The organism is Paraburkholderia tuberum STM678 (genome assembly GCF_902833905.1).
Taxonomy (GTDB): Bacteria; Pseudomonadota; Gammaproteobacteria; order Burkholderiales; family Burkholderiaceae; genus Paraburkholderia; species Paraburkholderia tuberum.
The window spans coordinates 1-17142 of record NZ_CADFGP010000031.1; the positions used below are offsets into that span (position 1 = coordinate 1).

General features: G+C 65.1%; 10 protein-coding genes and 2 tRNA genes. 5 read left to right on the forward strand and 7 right to left on the reverse strand.

Annotated elements, in window-relative coordinates:
• Positions 1-188: 188 nt before the first annotated feature.
• Positions 189-4325, reverse strand: coding sequence for a phosphoribosylformylglycinamidine synthase (gene purL / locus HWY30_RS24590; protein WP_090804753.1), 4137 nt, complete (start codon positions 4323-4325; stop codon positions 189-191).
• A 313-nt stretch (positions 4326-4638) separates the two neighbouring features.
• On the opposite strand from purL, the gene HWY30_RS24595 reads away from it, so the two are divergent.
• The 3 genes from HWY30_RS24595 (at position 4639) to pgi (ending at position 9723) form a co-directional block, all read left to right on the forward strand.
• Positions 4639-5934 (forward strand): FAD-dependent oxidoreductase, encoded by a 1296-nt coding sequence (locus tag HWY30_RS24595; RefSeq protein ID WP_090805757.1) that lies wholly within the window; start codon positions 4639-4641, stop codon positions 5932-5934.
• Between the two features lie 178 nt (positions 5935-6112).
• The gene (locus HWY30_RS24600; protein WP_090804751.1) at positions 6113-7753 is read left to right on the forward strand and encodes an NAD(P)H-hydrate dehydratase; all 1641 of its coding nucleotides are present in this window, start codon (positions 6113-6115) and stop codon (positions 7751-7753) included.
• A 347-nt stretch (positions 7754-8100) separates the two neighbouring features.
• On the forward strand, positions 8101-9723 hold the full coding sequence (pgi, locus tag HWY30_RS24605; protein ID WP_090804749.1) for a glucose-6-phosphate isomerase: 1623 nt from the start codon (positions 8101-8103) through the stop codon (positions 9721-9723).
• Between the two features lie 136 nt (positions 9724-9859).
• Here the strand turns inward: pgi and HWY30_RS24610 are convergent, their stop codons facing one another.
• Positions 9860-10546 carry an ABC transporter ATP-binding protein gene (locus HWY30_RS24610; RefSeq protein WP_026225394.1) on the reverse strand — a complete coding sequence of 229 codons (687 nt, stop codon included), beginning with the start codon at positions 10544-10546 and terminating at the stop codon, positions 9860-9862.
• On the opposite strand from HWY30_RS24610, the gene HWY30_RS24615 reads away from it, so the two are divergent.
• Both HWY30_RS24615 and HWY30_RS24620 read left to right on the forward strand, forming a co-directional pair.
• The gene (locus HWY30_RS24615; RefSeq protein WP_090804747.1) at positions 10545-11249 is read left to right on the forward strand and encodes an arylesterase; all 705 of its coding nucleotides are present in this window, start codon (positions 10545-10547) and stop codon (positions 11247-11249) included. The two genes, HWY30_RS24610 and HWY30_RS24615, sit on opposite strands and share 2 nt — an antisense overlap.
• Before the next feature lie 117 nt (positions 11250-11366).
• Positions 11367-11708: a hypothetical protein gene (locus HWY30_RS24620; RefSeq protein WP_090804745.1), complete on the forward strand. Its 342-nt coding sequence runs from the start codon at positions 11367-11369 to the stop codon at positions 11706-11708.
• A gap of 81 nt (positions 11709-11789) precedes the next feature.
• On the opposite strand, the gene HWY30_RS24625 is transcribed toward HWY30_RS24620, so the two are convergent.
• The 5 genes from HWY30_RS24625 to lon all read right to left on the reverse strand — a co-directional run bounded on the left by HWY30_RS24625 (position 11790) and on the right by lon (position 17123).
• Positions 11790-13724: a SurA N-terminal domain-containing protein gene (locus HWY30_RS24625; RefSeq protein WP_090804744.1), complete on the reverse strand. Its 1935-nt coding sequence runs from the start codon at positions 13722-13724 to the stop codon at positions 11790-11792.
• A gap of 86 nt (positions 13725-13810) precedes the next feature.
• Positions 13811-13887: transfer RNA gene (locus HWY30_RS24630), tRNA-Asp, on the reverse strand.
• A gap of 47 nt (positions 13888-13934) precedes the next feature.
• Positions 13935-14010 (reverse strand) — tRNA-Val (locus tag HWY30_RS24635).
• A gap of 101 nt (positions 14011-14111) precedes the next feature.
• A complete protein-coding gene (locus HWY30_RS24640) occupies positions 14112-14384 on the reverse strand; it encodes an HU family DNA-binding protein (protein ID WP_018418077.1) in 273 nt (90 codons plus the stop codon).
• Between the two features lie 318 nt (positions 14385-14702).
• Positions 14703-17123 carry an endopeptidase La gene (gene lon / locus HWY30_RS24645; RefSeq protein ID WP_018418078.1) on the reverse strand — a complete coding sequence of 807 codons (2421 nt, stop codon included), beginning with the start codon at positions 17121-17123 and terminating at the stop codon, positions 14703-14705.
• Between the last annotated feature and the right edge of the window lie 19 nt (positions 17124-17142).

The following is a 17142-nucleotide window of genomic DNA, read 5'->3' on the forward strand; positions in this document are numbered from 1 at the left end:
ACGAAACGAAGCTCGCTGGAGCAATCCAGTCGTCAGGAAACGCCGGATACGTGATCCGTACGTCCGGTGTTGTGGGAGGACGGCGGGGGCAACCCCGCCTCCTACCCGATCTGCAAGATTTGCAGCGGCGGCGTGCGTGGCTGCCGCAACCAGGAGCCGCCGCACGCGGGCGGCAGCCCCTCGACTCATCAACCGAGCCAGCGACGCGCGTTCTGGAACACGCGCAGCCACGGGCTCGCGTCCGTGCCGATCTCGCCCCAGCCCTGCGGATGCCAGCTCATCTGCACCGCGCGATGCACGCGCTCCATGTGCGGCATCAGCACCGTGAAGCGGCCGTCGGCCGTCGTGACCGACGTGATGCCCTCGGGCGAACCGTTCGGGTTGAACGGATACTGCTCGGTCGCCTGACCACGGTGATCGACATAGCGCATCGCGACCGCGACCTTCGACTTGTCGCCCTGCTGCGAGAAGTCCGCAAAGCCTTCGCCGTGCGCGACCGCGACCGGAATGCGCGAGCCTTCCATGCCGGCGAAAAAGAGCGACGGCGATGCCTGCACCTCGACGAGCGAGAAGCGTGCCTCGAACTGCTCCGACTTGTTGCGCGTGAACTTCGGCCATGCTTCGGCGCCGGGGATCATCGACGCGAGGCTGCTCATCATCTGGCAGCCGTTGCAGATGCCGAGCGCAAACGTGTCGCCACGACTGAAGAACGCGGCGAACATGTCGGCCAGTTGCGCGTTGAAGCGGATCGTCTTGGCCCAGCCTTCGCCGGCGCCCAGCGTATCGCCGTACGAGAAGCCGCCGCACGCGACCGCACCCGCGAAATCGGCGAGGTTCGCGCGGCCCGCGAGCAGGTCGCTCATATGCACGTCGTGCGCGTCGAAGCCGGCGCGATCGAATGCATAGGCCGTCTCCAGATGCGAGTTCACGCCCTGCTCGCGCAGGATCGCGACGCGCGGACGCGCGCCCTTGCCGACGCCCCGAAGGAAGTCCCCTTGGGGGACGCCCCGAAGGAAGTCCCCTTGGGGGACGAAGGGTGCGGCGACATCGTCGGCCGGATCGAAGCTCAGCACCGGCGTGATGCCCGGGTCGGCCGCATCGAGCAGCGCGTCGTATTCGGCGTCGGCGCAAGCCGGGTTGTCGCGCAGACGCGCTATGCGCCAGCTCACTTCGCTCCACGTGCGATGCAGTTCGGCACGCGGCGCCTCGTAGAGCTTCTTCGCGTCGCGATAGATTTCGATCACGTCGCGCTCGTTGGTCTTGCCGATCACGTGCGAGCACGCCGACAGATCATGCTCGCGCAGCGCGGCGAGCACCGCGTCGCGATCGGCCGCGCGCACTTGCACGACGGCGCCGAGTTCTTCGTTGAAGAGTGCGCGCAGCGTGCGGTCGTCGCGGCGGCCGCTGGTCTGCTTCGCCCAGTCCTTCGCGTCGCCGTAATCGGATTCGTGATGCGCGTCGAGCACGAGCATGTCGACGTTCAGCGACACGCCCGCGTGACCCGCGAACGCCATTTCGCAAACCGTCGCCCACAGGCCGCCGTCCGAGCGGTCGTGGTACGCGAGCAGCTTGCCGTCGCTATTGAGCGCCTGGATCGCGTTGAAAAAGCGCTTCAGATCTTCCGGATCGTCGACGTCAGGCACCGTGTCGCCGACCTGCTGCGTGACCTGCGCGAGAATGCTGCCGCCCAGACGCTGCTTGCCGCGGCCGAGATCGATCGCAATCAGCACCGACTCGCCGACTTCGCTCACGCGCTGCAGTTGCGGCGTCAGATGCTTGCGGACGTCTTCAACCGGCGCGAACGCGGAGATGATCAGCGACACCGGCGCGACCACTTCCTTCGCGACGCCGCTCTCTTCCCAGCGGGTGCGCATCGACAGCGAATCCTTACCGACCGGAATGCCGATACCGAGCGCCGGGCACAGTTCCATACCGATCGCCTTGACCGTGTCGTAGAGCGCGGCGTCTTCGCCAGGCGCGCCGCACGCGGCCATCCAGTTGGCCGACAGCTTGAGTTTGTCGAGCGACGCGATCGGCGCCGCCGCGATGTTGGTGATCGCCTCGCCGACTGCCATACGGCCGGAGGCCGGTGCGTTGATGACGGCGAGCGGCGTGCGCTCGGACATCGTCATCGCTTCGCCGCTGAAGCCTGCGTAGTCCATCGTCGTGATCGCGACGTCGGCCACCGGCACCTGCCACGGACCGACCATCTGATCGCGCGCGGTCGTACCGCCGACCGAGCGGTCGCCGATCGTGATCAGAAACGACTTGCTCGCGACCGTCGGATGACGCAGCACGCTCTGCGCGACGTCCTGCAGCGCGAGGCCGGTCACGTCGACCGGTTCGAGCCTGCGCTCGGCACGCTTTACGTCGCGGTGCATACGCGGCGCCTTGCCGAGCAGCACTTCCATCGGCATATCGACTGGCTGGTGCGCGCCTTCCTGCAGTTCGGCGTCGATCAGCTTCAGTTGACGCTCGGCGGTGGCCGTGCCGATCACCGCGAACGGGCAGCGCTCGCGCTTGCACATCGCTTCGAACGCCGGCAGATCGGCCGGCGCAATGGCGAGCACGTAGCGCTCCTGCGCTTCGTTCGACCAGATTTCGCGCGGCGACAGACCGCTCTCTTCGAGCTGGATCTTGCGCAGTTCGAACAGTGCGCCCTTGCCCGCACCGTCCACCACTTCGGGGAACGCGTTCGACAGACCGCCCGCGCCGACGTCGTGAATACTGAGGATCGGGTTCTTGGCGCCGAGTTGCCAGCACGCGTTGATCACTTCCTGCGCGCGTCGCTCGATTTCCGGGTTGCCGCGCTGCACCGAGTCGAAGTCGAGTTCGGCGGTGTTGGTGCCGGTCGCCATCGAGCTCGCGGCGCCGCCGCCCATGCCGATGCGCATGCCCGGGCCGCCGATCTGGATCAGCAGCGAGCCTTCCGGCAGATCGTGCTTGTGCGTGTGCTGGTCGGAGATATTGCCGATGCCGCCCGCGATCATGATCGGCTTGTGATAGCCGCGCACGAGACCCGCGACGTTCTGCTCGTAGGTGCGGAAGTAGCCGCCGAGGTTCGGCCGGCCGAATTCGTTGTTGAACGCCGCGGCGCCGAGCGGGCCGTCGATCATGATCTGCAGCGGCGAGGCGATGCGGTCCGGGCGGCCGTACGCTTCGTGCTGGTCGGCCGGATTGCGCTGCGCGAGCGGCTGAGCGGTGTCGCGGGCGTTTTCCCACGCCTCGACGCCGTCCGGCAGTTCGAGGTTCGATACCGTGAAGCCCGCGAGGCCCGCCTTCGGACGCGCGCCGCGTCCGGTCGCGCCTTCGTCGCGGATTTCGCCACCTGCGCCGGTCGCGGCGCCCGGGAACGGCGAGATCGCCGTCGGATGATTGTGCGTTTCCACCTTCATCAGCGTGTGCGTGAACTCGACGCTGCGGCCATAGTGCTCGGGCAATTCGCTCGCGCCGAGCTGCGCCGGCGTGCGCGGAAACCAGCGCTCGGCCATGCCGCCGACCATGATCGCCGAGTTGTCCGAATACGCGACGATCGTGCCCTGCGGGTTCAGCTTCTCGGTGTTGCGGATCATGTTGAACAGCGACATGTCCTGCTTCTCGCCGTCGATCGTCCAGTCCGCGTTGAAGATCTTGTGGCGGCAGTGCTCGCTGTTGGCCTGCGCGAACATCATCAGCTCGACGTCGGTCGGATTGCGGCCGAGCTTCGTGAATGCGTCGACCAGATAGTCGATTTCGTCGTCGGCGAGCGCGAGGCCCAGTTCCGCGTTGGCGGTTTCGAGCGCGGCGCGGCCGCTCGCGAGCACGTCGACGGTTTGCAGAAGCTTGGCCGGCAATTCGTCAAACAGATGCAACGCATGGTCGCGCGATGGCGCGACGCTCTCGGTCATGCGATCGTGCAGCGCGGCGGCGACGGCCGCGCGCGCTTCGTCCGACAGCGTCTTCTTGCCGCCGAGCAGGCCGCTTTTCAGCGTCACCGAGTACTCGACGCCGCGCTCGATGCGGCGCACCCGCGTGAGCCCGCACAGATGCGCGATGTCGGTTGCCTTGCTGGCCCACGGCGACACGGTGCCAAAGCGCGGCACGACGAGGAAGGTCTCGACCGCGCCACGCTCCTTGCCCTCTTCGAACGGATTGCCGTAGTGCATCAGCGCCTCGATCTTCGCGCTGTCTTCAGCGGACAGTTCGGTCTGGGCATTGACGAAGTGCAGATACTGCCCGCGCACGCCGGTGATATTCGGGTCGATGCGCGTGAGCGTGTCGAGCAGGCGGGTTTGACGGAAATCGGAGAGGGCCGAAGCGCCGGGGAAACACGAGAAGTGGGCCATGGGACTTGACGTTGCGTCGCTCATTGATGCCGGGGAGCCGCGCATGCAGGCGACGTGAGGCGGAAAGGAAGTCCGGGATTATACCCCGGGAACGGGCTTCCAGCGGGCTCCGGGGTGCGTGGGCGGCGGGCCGCGCCTGCCCGCGCGAGGCGTCGCCGCGGTGCCCGTCGCGTCGCCGCGCGGGTGTTTTGACTGCTATCATTCGCGTTTCACCAGATCGGCGCACGCGGCCCGGGTTTCACCCGGCGGCGCGCCGCATGTCACAGCCAGCGGGACGGCGCGCGAGCCGCCCGTCGGCACATCGAATCAGAGCATGGATGTCATCGTCATTGGCGGCGGGATAGCGGGCGTCGCCACCGCTTATCACCTGCGCGCGGCCGGCCACCGGGTATGCGTCGTCGAGCGTCACGCGACCGTCGCGCAAGGCGCCACCTACGGACAAGGCGGCAACGTGCTGCCGACGCCGCTCGACGTCTGGTTCGGCCCGACCTTCATGGCGAGCCGCTACAACGCGAAAAATGGCGTAATCAGCAAGACCGGCTTCAACGGCGCCGCGCGGCAGTTCATCAAGCAGCTCGGAGCATGGCAGGAACCCGAGGCGTTCGCGCGCCAGTACGCGCTGCTGCGGCCCCTGATCGAATCCTCGCGCGATGCGATGGCCGACGTCGAAGCCCGCTTCGGCCTCGAATTCGAACAGGCGAGCGGTCTGCTGTACCTCGTGCGCAGCGCGCACGAATGGGAGCTGAACGCAGCCGCGCTCGATCTGCTGCACCGGTTCGAGGTGCCGCATCACGTGCTGAGCCCGGCCGAATGCGCGGCGTTCGAGCATGCGGTCCCCACAGATCCTGAATTCGCCGGCGGCGTGCTGTTCGAGCACGAGCGCACCGCGAACTGTCCGCTTTTTACCAAGCTCGTCAAACAGGTGCTCGATACCCAAGGCGGCGTGCAGTTCATGCCGAACTGCGAGGTGACCGGCATTCGTCTCGACAGTCAGCGCGCGGCGGTCGAACTGGCGCCGCGCGACGGCGCGCCCCGCTCGCGCGAGATCGACGTGGTCCAGGCCGACGCCGTCGTGGTCGCCGCCGGTTACGGCAGCCTCGCGCTGCTCGAACGCGCGGGGCTCAGGCTGCCGCTGCATCCGCTGCGGCTGCATTCGCTGGTCGCGCCGATCGCGCACGAGGAATGCGCGCCGCACGTCGCGATCGTCGATGCGGTCAAGCGCATCGGCATCAGCCGCATGAACCATCGGCTGCGGATCGCGGGCGGCGCGGTGCTGCAAAGCGCGAGCCAGATCGACAAGCCGCTCGGCGAAGCGCTGACCAAGGAGGCGCTCGCGTTGCTCGGCCAGGCGACGCACGACTGGATTCCGGGCGCCGCGCGCATTTCGGCGGCGCTGCCGTGGGAAGGCGTGAAACTGCTGTCGCCCGATGGCTTGCCGGTGATCGGCAACGCGCTGCATCCGCGGCTGTTCATCAACGTCGGGCATGGTCCGGCCGGCTGGGGCCTCGCCTGCGGCGCGGGCAAGCTCGTTGCACAGCTGATGTCGGGACAGACGCCGACGTTGCCGCAAGACACGCTCGCTGCATTGAGGCCGGAGCGGTTCCAGTAAGGTTTCGTGCGGTTCCAGGCGGGTATGGCGGGCTGACAGCCCGCTGTCGATACCCCGCGTTCATCGCGCCGCTTCCGCCGCACGCACCGAAACAGCCGCACGCCGTGCGCCTATCGGCACTAACATAGCGATTCCAAAGTCTGCCCGCCGCGCCGCGGGCGCACCGCCAGGTTTCGCCATGACAGACGCAGAAAACTCGCTGCTCTCCCTTTTCGATCCGCTGACCGACTCGCAGCCGCTTGCGCTGCCGCTGCTGACGCTGACCGACTTGCGGATCGCCGAATCCCTGGCCGCCACGGCCCTGCCCGAGCACACGCTGATGGCGCGCGCCGGTCATGCGGCCGCGCGCTGGCTGCTCGAACGGATCGCCGCGGATACGTCGGTGACGAAGTCGCAGCAGCGCGCGTGGCTGGTCGCCGGCCCCGGCAACAATGGCGGCGACGCGCTGGTCGTCGCGACGGAACTGCACAAGGCCGGCATCGCAGTCGAAGTCTGTATGCCGCTTGAAGTGAAGCCCGCCGACGCGCGCTGGGCGCTCGACGCCGCGCGCGCCGCCGGCGTGCCGATCGACGCGGCGCCGCCCGCCTCGCTCGACGGCTATGGCTGGCTCGTCGACGGTATGTTCGGCATCGGTCTCGCGCGGCCGCTCGACGGCGTCTTCGCGACGCTCGCACGGCAGTTGTCGCAGCGCACGAAGGCGCGCCCGACACAAGCCGCCGTGCTCGCGCTCGATGTGCCCAGCGGGCTCGACAGCGACACCGGCGCGGTGATCGGCGGCAACGGCGCGGCGGCGGTCCATGCGACGCACACGATCACGTTCATCGGCGCGAAGCCGGGGCTTTTCACCGCGCAAGGCCGTGATCTCGCCGGGCGAGTGACGGTCGCACCGATCGGGCTCGTGGCAGGGATCAACGACGGGGGCAGCCAGGACGCTGCCACCAGCGCCTCACGTGCGGCGATCCAGCTCAGCGCGCCCGATCTCTTCGGCCCCTTCATGCCCCCACGCAACTTCGCGACCAACAAGGGCACCTTCGGCAGCCTCGCGGTGGTCGGCGGCGACACCGGCATGTGCGGCGCGCCGATTCTCGCGGCACGCGCGGCGCTCTACACCGGCGCGGGCAAGGTCCACGTCGCGTTGCTCGGCGAAGGCGCCCCGCCCTACGATCCGCCGCACCCCGAACTGATGCTGCATCCGATCGACACGCTGCCGCTCGATTCGATGGACGCACTCGCGATCGGCTGCGGCATGGGGCACGGCGAACGCGCGACGCGGGTACTGCACGACGTGCTGCAACTCGACGTGCCCAAGCTGTTCGATGCCGACGCGCTGAACCTGGTCGCCAAGGATCCCGCGCTCGCCGCGGAAGTCACCGCGCGCGGCGTGCAAGGCGATCCGTGCATTTTCACTCCGCATCCGCTCGAAGCGGCGCGCCTGCTTGGCAGCGATGCGGCGAGCGTGCAACGCGACCGTCTCGCGGCCGCGCGTGCGCTCGCGGCGCGTTTTGCGAGCGTCGTCGTGCTGAAGGGCGTCGGCACGATCATCGCCGCGCCCGACGGCCGCCTCGCGCTGAACCCGACCGGCAACGCCGCGCTCGCGACGGGCGGCACCGGCGACGTGCTCGGCGGCATCATCGGCGCGCTGCTCGCGCAGCATCTGCCACGCTTCGAGGCGGCGCTCGCGGGCGTCTATCTGCACGGCCTTGCCGCCGATACGCTGACCGCGCAGGGCCACGGCCCCGCCGGGCTGACGGCCGGCGAGCTGGCACCGATGGTGCGTACCTTGTTGAACCGGCTGTTCTATTCGGCGCCGCTTGCTTGACGCGCGCGATTGCTCTGAATACGAATCGCGTCCGCGGCGCTCGTTCACACCGATGACACATCGCGATCCCAATCATTGCGAGCGCGCGCAACGCCCAGCTGCCCGTCGCGCATCCCCGCTATACTGATTGCCTGCGCCGCGCGTCGGATCGATCGCGGGTCGCGGCGATACTCCAGCGGGCGCGGGCGCCGCCTCGCGTGTTCGCGAAGTTCACCCGCTTCGCGAAGTATCGTCGGCACCTGTCCCGATCCGGGCCGCGTGGCATCGCTCTGACTGCATCGCCGCATCATTCTCGGCCACGCTTCATGCGCGCGCCTTCCTTCGTGCCCCTTGGTTAGACGGACGCTATGACCCAGAACTCGCTCCCCTCCTGGTCCTCGCTGCAGACGCATTACGACACGATTCGCGATGCGCATCTGCGCGACTGGTTCGCCCCCGAGAACGATCCCGCTCCCACGCGCGCCGAACGCTTCACGTTTGCGGGCGGCGGTCTCTCAGCCGATTTCTCGAAGCACCGCATCACCGCCGAAACCCTGCAACTGCTCGTGCAACTCGCCCGCGAAGCCGGCGTCGAAAAGCGCCGCAACGCGATGTTCGCGGGCGAGGTCGTCAACCCGACCGAAGGCCGCGCCGCGCTGCACACGGCCTTGCGCGCAACCGACCCGAAGGCGCCGTTCTTCGTCGAAGTGCAGGCCGAGCGCAAGAAAATGGCCGCGTTCGCCGAGCAGGTCCGCAGCGGCGCATGGACCGGCTACACCGGCAAGCGGATCCGTCATGTCGTGAACATCGGCATCGGCGGCTCGGATCTAGGGCCGAAGATGGTCGTGCACGCGTTGCATCATCTCGCGACGCCCGAGATCTCGACGCACTTCGTGTCGAACGTGGACGGTGCCGATCTGTACAGCGTGATGCAGCAGATCGATCCCGAAGAGACGCTCGCGATCATCGTGTCGAAGACTTTCACGACGCTGGAGACGATGACCAACGCGCGCTCGCTGCGCGACTTTTTCATCCAGAAAGGCTGCCCGGAAAGCGCGCTGGCGAAGCACTTCGTCGGTGTGTCGGCCAATACGGCCGAAGTCGTCAAGTTCGGCATCGCACAAGAGAACGTGTTCTCGATGTGGGACTGGGTCGGCGGACGCTACTCGCTGTGGTCGGCCGTCGGTCTGTCGATCATGATCGCGGTAGGTCCGCAACAGTTCGACGAGTTGCTCGCCGGCGCCAACGAGATGGACCAGCACTTCCGCACCGCGCCGCTCGACAGGAACCTGCCGGTGCTGCTCGGCATGATCGGCATCTGGTATCGCAACTTCTTCGGCTCGCAGAGCTATCTGGTCGCGCCGTATTCGCAGGCGCTGCATTTCCTGCCGTCGTATCTGCAGCAGCTCGAAATGGAGAGCAATGGCAAGTCCGCGCGTCTCGACGGCGCGTTCGTCGACTATGCGACTTCCGCAGTCACATGGGGCGAGCCGGGCACGAACGGTCAGCACGCGTTTTTCCAGATGCTGCACCAGGGCCCGACGATCGTGCCGATCGATTTCATCGCGCTGCTGACGCCCGAGCATCCGCTCGCGAGCCATCATCCGAAGCTGCTCGCGAACTGCTTCGCGCAGAGCGAAGCGTTGATGCTCGGTCGCACGCTTGAAGAAGCGAAGAAGGTGGCCGGCCCCGACAAGCCGGAACTCGCGCCGCACCTGACGTTCCCGGGCAACCGCCCCACCGCGACGCTGCTGCTCGACGCATTGACCGCGCGCACGCTCGGCGCGTTGATCGCGCTTTATGAGCACAAGGTGCTGGTGCAGGCGTCGGTGTGGAACATTAACCCGTTCGATCAGTGGGGCGTCGAACTCGGCAAGATTCTCGGCAAGGTGGTCGAGGCCGATCTGGGCGCGGCGAGTGCCGACGTGAAGAAGCATGACTCGTCGACGGCGGCGCTGATCGCGCGGGCCCGGGCTGCGTTGAAGCGCTGAATGGAAGTCTGGAGTGCACGATAGCGGGCGATAACGCGCCACAAACAGAACGAAGCGGGCTACGGCCCGCTTTGTTTTTGCTTCGACGACGACATGCTCGAAGTACGCGCGCGCAAGCCCGCGACCAGCCGGGCCATCAAGCGAGCCGCCCCGCTTCGATCGTCACCGTCGTATCGCAACGCCGCGCGAGTTCGATGTCGTGTGTCACGAGCACGAGCGTCGCGCCGTGCGCGCGATTCATCTCGAACATCAGATCGATCACCGCGTGGCCGGTGGCCGCGTCGAGACTGCCGGTGGGTTCGTCGGCGAACAGGATCGCCGGGCGCGTGACGAACGCGCGCGCGAGCGCGACGCGCTGCTGCTCGCCGCCCGACAGCAGCTTCGGATAATGACCGGTACGCTGCCCGAGCCCAACCTGTTCGAGCAGTTCACGCGCACGCGCGGCGGCCTCGCGTGTGCCGATGCCGCCTTGCAGTTCGAGCGGCAACGTGACGTTTTCGAGCGCGGTCAGATGCGGCATCAACTGAAACGACTGGAACACGAAGCCGACCGCGCCGCTGCGCAACGCGGCGCGGCCGTCTTCGTCGAGCTCGCCGAGTTCGCGCCCGAGCAGCCGAACCGAGCCCGCGCTAGCACTGTCCAATCCCGCGAGCAAGCCGAGCAGCGTAGACTTGCCCGACCCGGATGCACCGACGATCGCGACGCTGCTGCCGGCATCGATGGCAAGATCGATGTCATCGAGAATCGTCAGTTCGCCCGCAGCATCCTTAACCCTCTTGCACAAACCCCGCACTTCAATGACTGGATCAGTTCTGTTTGGCATGGTGAAGCGTAGGTTGAAAGTGCGCGCCATCGCCCCTCGCGCCGCGGCGCTGTCTGCGGCATTCGGCGCGAACATGATGGCCGCCGCGCTGGTTTCGTTACCGTTGCGGGCTCACGCGGCGAATACGCCCGAACCCGCGAAGCCGGTGATCGTCGTGCTCGGCGACAGCATCTCCGCTGAGTACGGGCTGCCCCGCGATACGGGCTGGGTCGCGTTGATGCGTCAGCGTCTGGCCGAAGAGCGCATCGATTATAGCGTCGCCAATGCGAGCATCAGCGGCGACACGACGAGCGGCGGACGCGCGCGTCTGCCCGCGCTGATGGAACGGCTCAAACCGAGCATCGTGATCGTCGAGCTCGGCGCCAACGACGCGTTGCGCGGCGTGCCGCTCTCGACGACCGAGGACAACCTGCGCACGATCATCGAACAGGCGCAGCAAGGCCACGCGAAGGTCGTGCTCGTCGGCATGTACGTGCCGCCCAATTACGGCCCCGACTATACGCAAAAGTTCCACGGCCTCTACGGCCAACTGTCGAAGGAGTTCCATGTGCCGCTCGTGCCGTTTCTTCTCGCCGGTATCGCGGATAAACCGGACATGTTCCAGGCCGATCAGCTCCACCCGACGCAGCAGGCACAGCCGCTGCTACTCAATAACGTGTGGCCCGCTGTCAAGCCACTTCTTCGCACAAGTTCGCCGCACTGAAAGACCTGCTAACGACTTGTTTCCGGAACCTGGGGGAACATGGATCGCCGAGCCGTTCGACATATGGGCAATCCCTGCCACCCGGCTCATTCTTGAGCGACTTCTGAGGAGATAACGTTGAAATATTTACCGTTAATCGCTTTGACCATTGCCATCTCGGCCTGCGCGGCTCAACCGCCGGCCGGCGTTCAGTCGGTGGGTCAAAGCCAGCAGCCGCCTCGCGCCGTCGCAACCTGCATCGCGCAAAAATGGGCGGATAGTTCGCAACAACAGGTAATCTCGCAAAACATCCTCGCCAACGATCAGGCCATGGACGTCTACGTCCCGGGCCAGCAGCCGCCCAACGGCGCGGCCGCGGTGGTCCGTCCTTCGTATAGCGGTAAGGGCACGTGGGTCGGCTTTCGCGCCGGCGGCGCTGGCGGCGGCAACGCCACCGGCGCGATCAGTGGCTGTCTGTAAAGCTGCCACCTGGCTGTAGATAAAAAAAGCCCCGCAAATGCGGGGCTTGCTTTTGGACGAGCAGGTAATGCTTACTGCGGCTTACTGATCGGCCGGCTGGGCGGCGCTGTCGAGCGTACCGTAGATCTTCACCTTCGAGCGCTCGCGCAGCGCTTTCAGATAGGCCTCGGTCTCCGACTGCGCGTCCACCTGCGCGATCTGCTGCTGCGCGACAGCGAGATGCTGCGCGTCGGTGGCCGCGGGCTGCACGATCTGGTTCACGCGATAGATCGCATAGCCGTCGTCGCCGAGATCGACACCGACGTAGGCCGGCAACTTTTGCGCATCGACCTTGTAGATTGCGCTCAGTGCGGCAGGTGGCACGCCCTGCGCGTCATTGCGCGACACCTTCAGCGGCGACGAGAAACCGGCGGTCGCCTTCGACTTCTCGAACTCGGCCAGTTTCGCGACGCCGTCCTTGTGCGCTGCTTCGTTCGCCTGCACGGCGATCACCTTCTGACGCACCGCGTCCTTCACCGCGTCGAATGCGGGCACGGCAGCGGGCTTGTAGTCGGTCACGCGCGCGGCGATCAGCGTGTTGTTGCCGACGTCGATGGCCTGCGTATTGTTGTGCGCCGATACCGAGTCGTTCGCGAACACGGCTGCGAGGAACTTCGGGTTGTTCAGCGGGCTGTCGGGCGGCAGCTTCGGATCCGGCTGCGGCGTGACCGTCGCGGTCTGGATCTGCAGCTTGAATTTGTCAGCGGCCGGCTGCAGGCTCTTGGCCTTTTCATAGACGAGCGACGTGAAACCTTCCGAACTGTCGGTGAATGCCTTGCTCGCCAGTTGCGTCTTCAGCTCCCTGGCGATCTGGTCTTTCACTTCGTCGAACGACTTCGTGACCGCCGGCTTTACATCGGTGACCTTGATGATGTGGAAACCGAAGTCGGTCTGGACGATGCCGCTGATTTCGTCCTTCTTCAGCGCGAACACCGCGTCGTCGAACGCCTGGCCGCCCGCGATCATGCCGCGGCCGAAGTAACCGAGATCGCCACCCTTCGATGCCGACCCCGGATCCTGCGAGTTCTGCCGCGCGATCTGCGCGAACTGGTCCGGATGCGCCTTGAGCTGCGCGAGCAACTCCTCGGCCTTCTGCTTCGCTTTGGCCTTGTCGGCCGCGCTCGCGTCCTTCGGTGCCGCGATCAGGATATGGCTCGCGCGCACTTCGCCTTCGGTGCGGAAGTGGGCGATGTTGTCGTCGTAGTACTTCTTCAGGTCCGCGTCGCTCGGCTGCACCGATGCGCTCAGCGCGGCCGGCGACATCACCAGGTACTGGATCGTCGCCGTAGCGGGCGTCGCGAAGTCGTTGCGATGCGCGTCGTAGTACGCTTGCAGTTGCGCATCGGTCGGCTGGATCTTCGCCGCGTAATCGTGCGGATGAAACGCGATGCCCTGCACTTCACGCTGCTGCTGCGCGAGCTCGGTCAAGTGCTGCGCGAGCGTCTTCGACGTGAACGCGCTCGCCTCGATGCTCGCGGGCAGTTGTTGCATAGCGAGGTTGTAGCGCACGCGCTCGTCGTACTGATCGGGCGTCATGCCCTGCATCGCGAGCAGTTGCTTGTAGCGGTCGAGGTCGATCGACCCGTCGGGATTCTTCAGCGACGAGATCACCGGATCGGACAGCAGCGCGCGGCGCACCGCTTCGTCCGATGCGCTCAGATGCAGACGCTGCGTTTCGTCGGCAAGCACACGCTGCTCGATCATGCCGTCGAGCATCTGGCGACGGCGCTCCGGCGTGTCGAACGACTTCATGTCGAACTTCGCGCCGAGCATCTGACGCCCGCGGTCGATCTGCTGGCGCATCGCGTCGTCGTATTCGACACGGGTGATCTTGTGACCGTTGACACTCGCGACGTTTGCACTTTCGTCAAAGAAGCCGCGGAAACCCTGAATACCCACGAAACCCAACCCCGGCAAAATGACGAGGATGAGCATGAACATCATCAGGCGTTGGTGATTGCGGAAAAAATCGAGCATGCGTGAGGGGTGCCAAAAACAGAACGCCCGATCTTACAACAGCGGGCAACAAAAAAGGCGAACCGGAGTTCGCCTTTCGTGGATACTGGCGGAGTGGACGGGACTCGAACCCGCGACCCCCGGCGTGACAGGCCGGTATTCTAACCGACTGAACTACCACTCCTTATACTGCACTTTTGCGACTGGAAACACTGCAGCCGAATCTGAAACTGGTGGGTGCTGAGAGGCTCGAACTCCCGACCTACGCCTTGTAAGGGCGCCGCTCTACCAACTGAGCTAAGCACCCGTTTCGTGATTCAGTGCTTGATGTGTTTTCTGCCTTGCCGCTGCCCTCCCAGTGAATCGTTCATGCAGTCGGGTTAAGCAATTCCTCAAGCAGCAAGCGCACTAGTTTAGCGCATCCTTCAGAGCTTTGCCAGGCCTAAATTTAGGAACTTTTGCTGCCTTGATTTTGATCGCGGCGCCCGTGCGCGGATTGCGTCCGGTGCGCGCGGTGCGCTTGCCGACCGCGAACGTGCCAAAGCCGACCAACGTCACAGATCCGCCCTTCTTCAACGTGTTTTTGACGCCCGCGATGACCGCATCGAGTGCACGGCCCGCCGCGGCCTTCGAAATGTCGGCTTGCTGTGCTATGTGATCGATCAATTCCGTCTTGTTCATTCAAACCCCCGTGAATATTTATTGGCAATCGTGACAGTGCTTTCCAGCACCTCCCGCCACGCGGCCGGCGCGAACGCCAGGCCGCCTCATTAGAAGCGGCCGAAACCCTTGTGTCAACCGGGGTTGAGCCTGATCGGCGGTATTTTAGAGGGGCGCTTTTGTCACAGTATGTTGCAGCGGAAAGACTGGCGATGCGGCTTGGCGACGAAGCCGCGCGGGCAAAAAAACCCGCGGCTCTTGACCGCGGGTTTTCTGCTTCAGCGAACGACACCGCTGCAGAATGCTTTGGTGTCAGCGCGTTCTGACGCGCATCGAACCTTAGTGCTTGACGACGTCCGTCGCGGCATCCTTGCCCGGCTCAGCCCCAACCGGCGCCGAGGGCTTCGGTTCTTCTTCCGGTAACGCCTGCGGTACACGCTCGAGCGCAAGTTCGAGCACCTTGTCGATCCAGCGGACCGGCACGATTTCGATCGCGTTCTTCACGTTGTCCGGAATCTCCGTCAAGTCCTTGACGTTTTCTTCCGGAATCAGCACCAGCTTGATGCCACCGCGATGCGCCGCCAGCAGCTTTTCCTTCAGGCCGCCGATCGGCAGAACTTCGCCACGCAGCGTGATTTCGCCCGTCATCGCGACATCGGCGCGCACCGGAATACCGGTCAACACCGACACCAGCGCGGTCGTCATCGCGATACCAGCCGAAGGACCATCTTTCGGCGTTGCGCCTTCCGGCACGTGGATGTGAATGTCCTGCTTCTCGAACGCTTCGTCCTTGATGCCAAGACGACGCGAACGCGAACGCACGACCGAGCGCGCCGCTTCGACGGATTCCTTCATCACGTCGCCGAGCGAACCCGTGCGGATCACATTGCCCTTGCCCGGCATCACCGCGGCTTCGATGGTCAGCAGATCGCCGCCCACTTCCGTCCACGCGAGACCCGTGACCTGGCCCACCTGATTTTCCTTCGCGGCCAGACCGAAGTCGTACTTGCGCACGCCGAGGAACGTGTCGAGGTTGCTGCCGTCGACCTTCACCGCGCCTTCCGCCTTCTTCAGCAGAAGCATCTTCACGACCTTGCGGCAGATCTTCGAAATTTCACGCTCGAGCGAGCGGACGCCCGCTTCGCGCGTGTAGTAACGAATGATGTCGCGGATCGCAGTTTCCGTCACATCGACCTCGCCATCCTTGAGGCCGTTGTTCTTCTTCTGCTTCGGCAGCAGATAACGCTGCGCGATGCTGACCTTCTCGTCTTCCGTATAACCGGACAGACGAATCACTTCCATCCGGTCGAGCAGCGGCGGCGGAATGTTCAGCGAGTTCGACGTCGCCACGAACATCACGTCCGACAGATCGAAGTCGACTTCGACGTAGTGGTCGGCGAACGTATGGTTCTGTTCCGGATCGAGCACTTCCAGCAGGGCCGACGACGGATCGCCGCGGAAATCCTGACCCATCTTGTCGACTTCGTCGAGCAGGAAGAGCGGATTGCGCACGCCGACCTTGGTCAGGCTTTGCAGGATCTTACCCGGCATCGAACCGATGTACGTGCGACGGTGGCCACGAATCTCGGCTTCGTCACGCACGCCGCCCAATGCCATGCGCACGAACTTGCGGTTCGTCGCGCGCGCGATCGACTGACCGAGCGAAGTCTTACCGACGCCCGGAGGCCCCACGAGGCACAAGATCGGCGCCTTGACCTTGTCGACACGTTGCTGGACCGCGAGATACTCGAGAATGCGTTCCTTCACTTTCTCGAGACCGAAGTGGTCTTCGTCGAGGACGCGCTCCGCATTCGACAGGTCGTTGTTGACCTTGCTCTTCTTGCGCCACGGCAAGCCGATCAGCGTGTCGATGTAGTTGCGCACGACCGTCGCTTCCGCCGACATCGGCGACATCAGCTTGAGCTTCTTCAACTCGGCGTCGGCCTTCTTCTTCGCTTCCTTCGGCATGCGGGCGGCCGTGATACGCTTCTCGAGTTCTTCGAGATCCGCACCTTCTTCGCCTTCGCCGAGTTCCTTCTGGATCGCCTTGACCTGTTCGTTCAGGTAGTACTCGCGCTGACTCTTCTCCATCTGACGCTTCACGCGCCCGCGGATACGCTTTTCGACCTGCAGGATGTCGATCTCGGCTTCGAGCTGCGCGAGCAGATGCTCGAGCCGCTCGATCACCGGGAACATCTCGAGGATGTGTTGCTTCTGGTCGAGCTTGAGCGGCAAATGCGCCGCGATCGTGTCGGCGAGACGCCCTGCCTCGTCGATACCCGACAGCGAGGTCAGGATCTCCGGCGGGATCTTCTTGTTCAGCTTCACATACTGGTCGAACTGCGACACGATCGCGCGACGCAGCGCTTCGGTTTCAGCGCTGTCGGCGTGGTCAGGTTCGAGCGGCATGACTTCGCACGAGAACTGCGTTTCCTGTTCTTCGATGGAAAGCGTCTTCGCGCGCTGCAAGCCTTCGACGAGCACCTTCACGGTACCGTCGGGCAGCTTCAGCATCTGCAGGATGTTGGCGATACACCCTACTTCGTACATGTCCTTTTCGGTCGGCTCATCTTTCGCAGCCGTCTTCTGGGCGACGAGCATGATGTGCTTGCCGCCTTCCATCGCTGCTTCGAGAGCCTTGATCGACTTCGGGCGGCCTACGAAGAGCGGAATCACCATGTGCGGGAAAACGACTACGTCGCGCAGCGGGAGCAGCGGCAGCGTAATGCGTTCCGGCGGGAGGAGTTGGGTTCCTGACATTTCATTTCCCCATGAGTGG

Excerpts from the sequence above, each read along its gene's own strand:
- purL (WP_090804753.1), bottom strand. The coding sequence starts at position 4,325 with ATGGCCCACTTCTCGTGTTTCCCCGGCGCTTCGGCCCTCTCCGATTTC.
- HWY30_RS24595 (WP_090805757.1), top strand. The coding sequence starts at position 4,639 with ATGGATGTCATCGTCATTGGCGGCGGGATAGCGGGCGTCGCCACCGCT.
- HWY30_RS24600 (WP_090804751.1), top strand. The coding sequence starts at position 6,113 with ATGACAGACGCAGAAAACTCGCTGCTCTCCCTTTTCGATCCGCTGACC.
- pgi (WP_090804749.1), top strand. The coding sequence starts at position 8,101 with ATGACCCAGAACTCGCTCCCCTCCTGGTCCTCGCTGCAGACGCATTAC.
- HWY30_RS24615 (WP_090804747.1), top strand. The coding sequence starts at position 10,545 with ATGGTGAAGCGTAGGTTGAAAGTGCGCGCCATCGCCCCTCGCGCCGCG.
- HWY30_RS24610 (WP_026225394.1), bottom strand. The coding sequence starts at position 10,546 with ATGCCAAACAGAACTGATCCAGTCATTGAAGTGCGGGGTTTGTGCAAG.
- HWY30_RS24625 (WP_090804744.1), bottom strand. The coding sequence starts at position 13,724 with ATGCTCGATTTTTTCCGCAATCACCAACGCCTGATGATGTTCATGCTC.
- HWY30_RS24640 (WP_018418077.1), bottom strand. The coding sequence starts at position 14,384 with ATGAACAAGACGGAATTGATCGATCACATAGCACAGCAAGCCGACATT.
- lon (WP_018418078.1), bottom strand. The coding sequence starts at position 17,123 with ATGTCAGGAACCCAACTCCTCCCGCCGGAACGCATTACGCTGCCGCTG.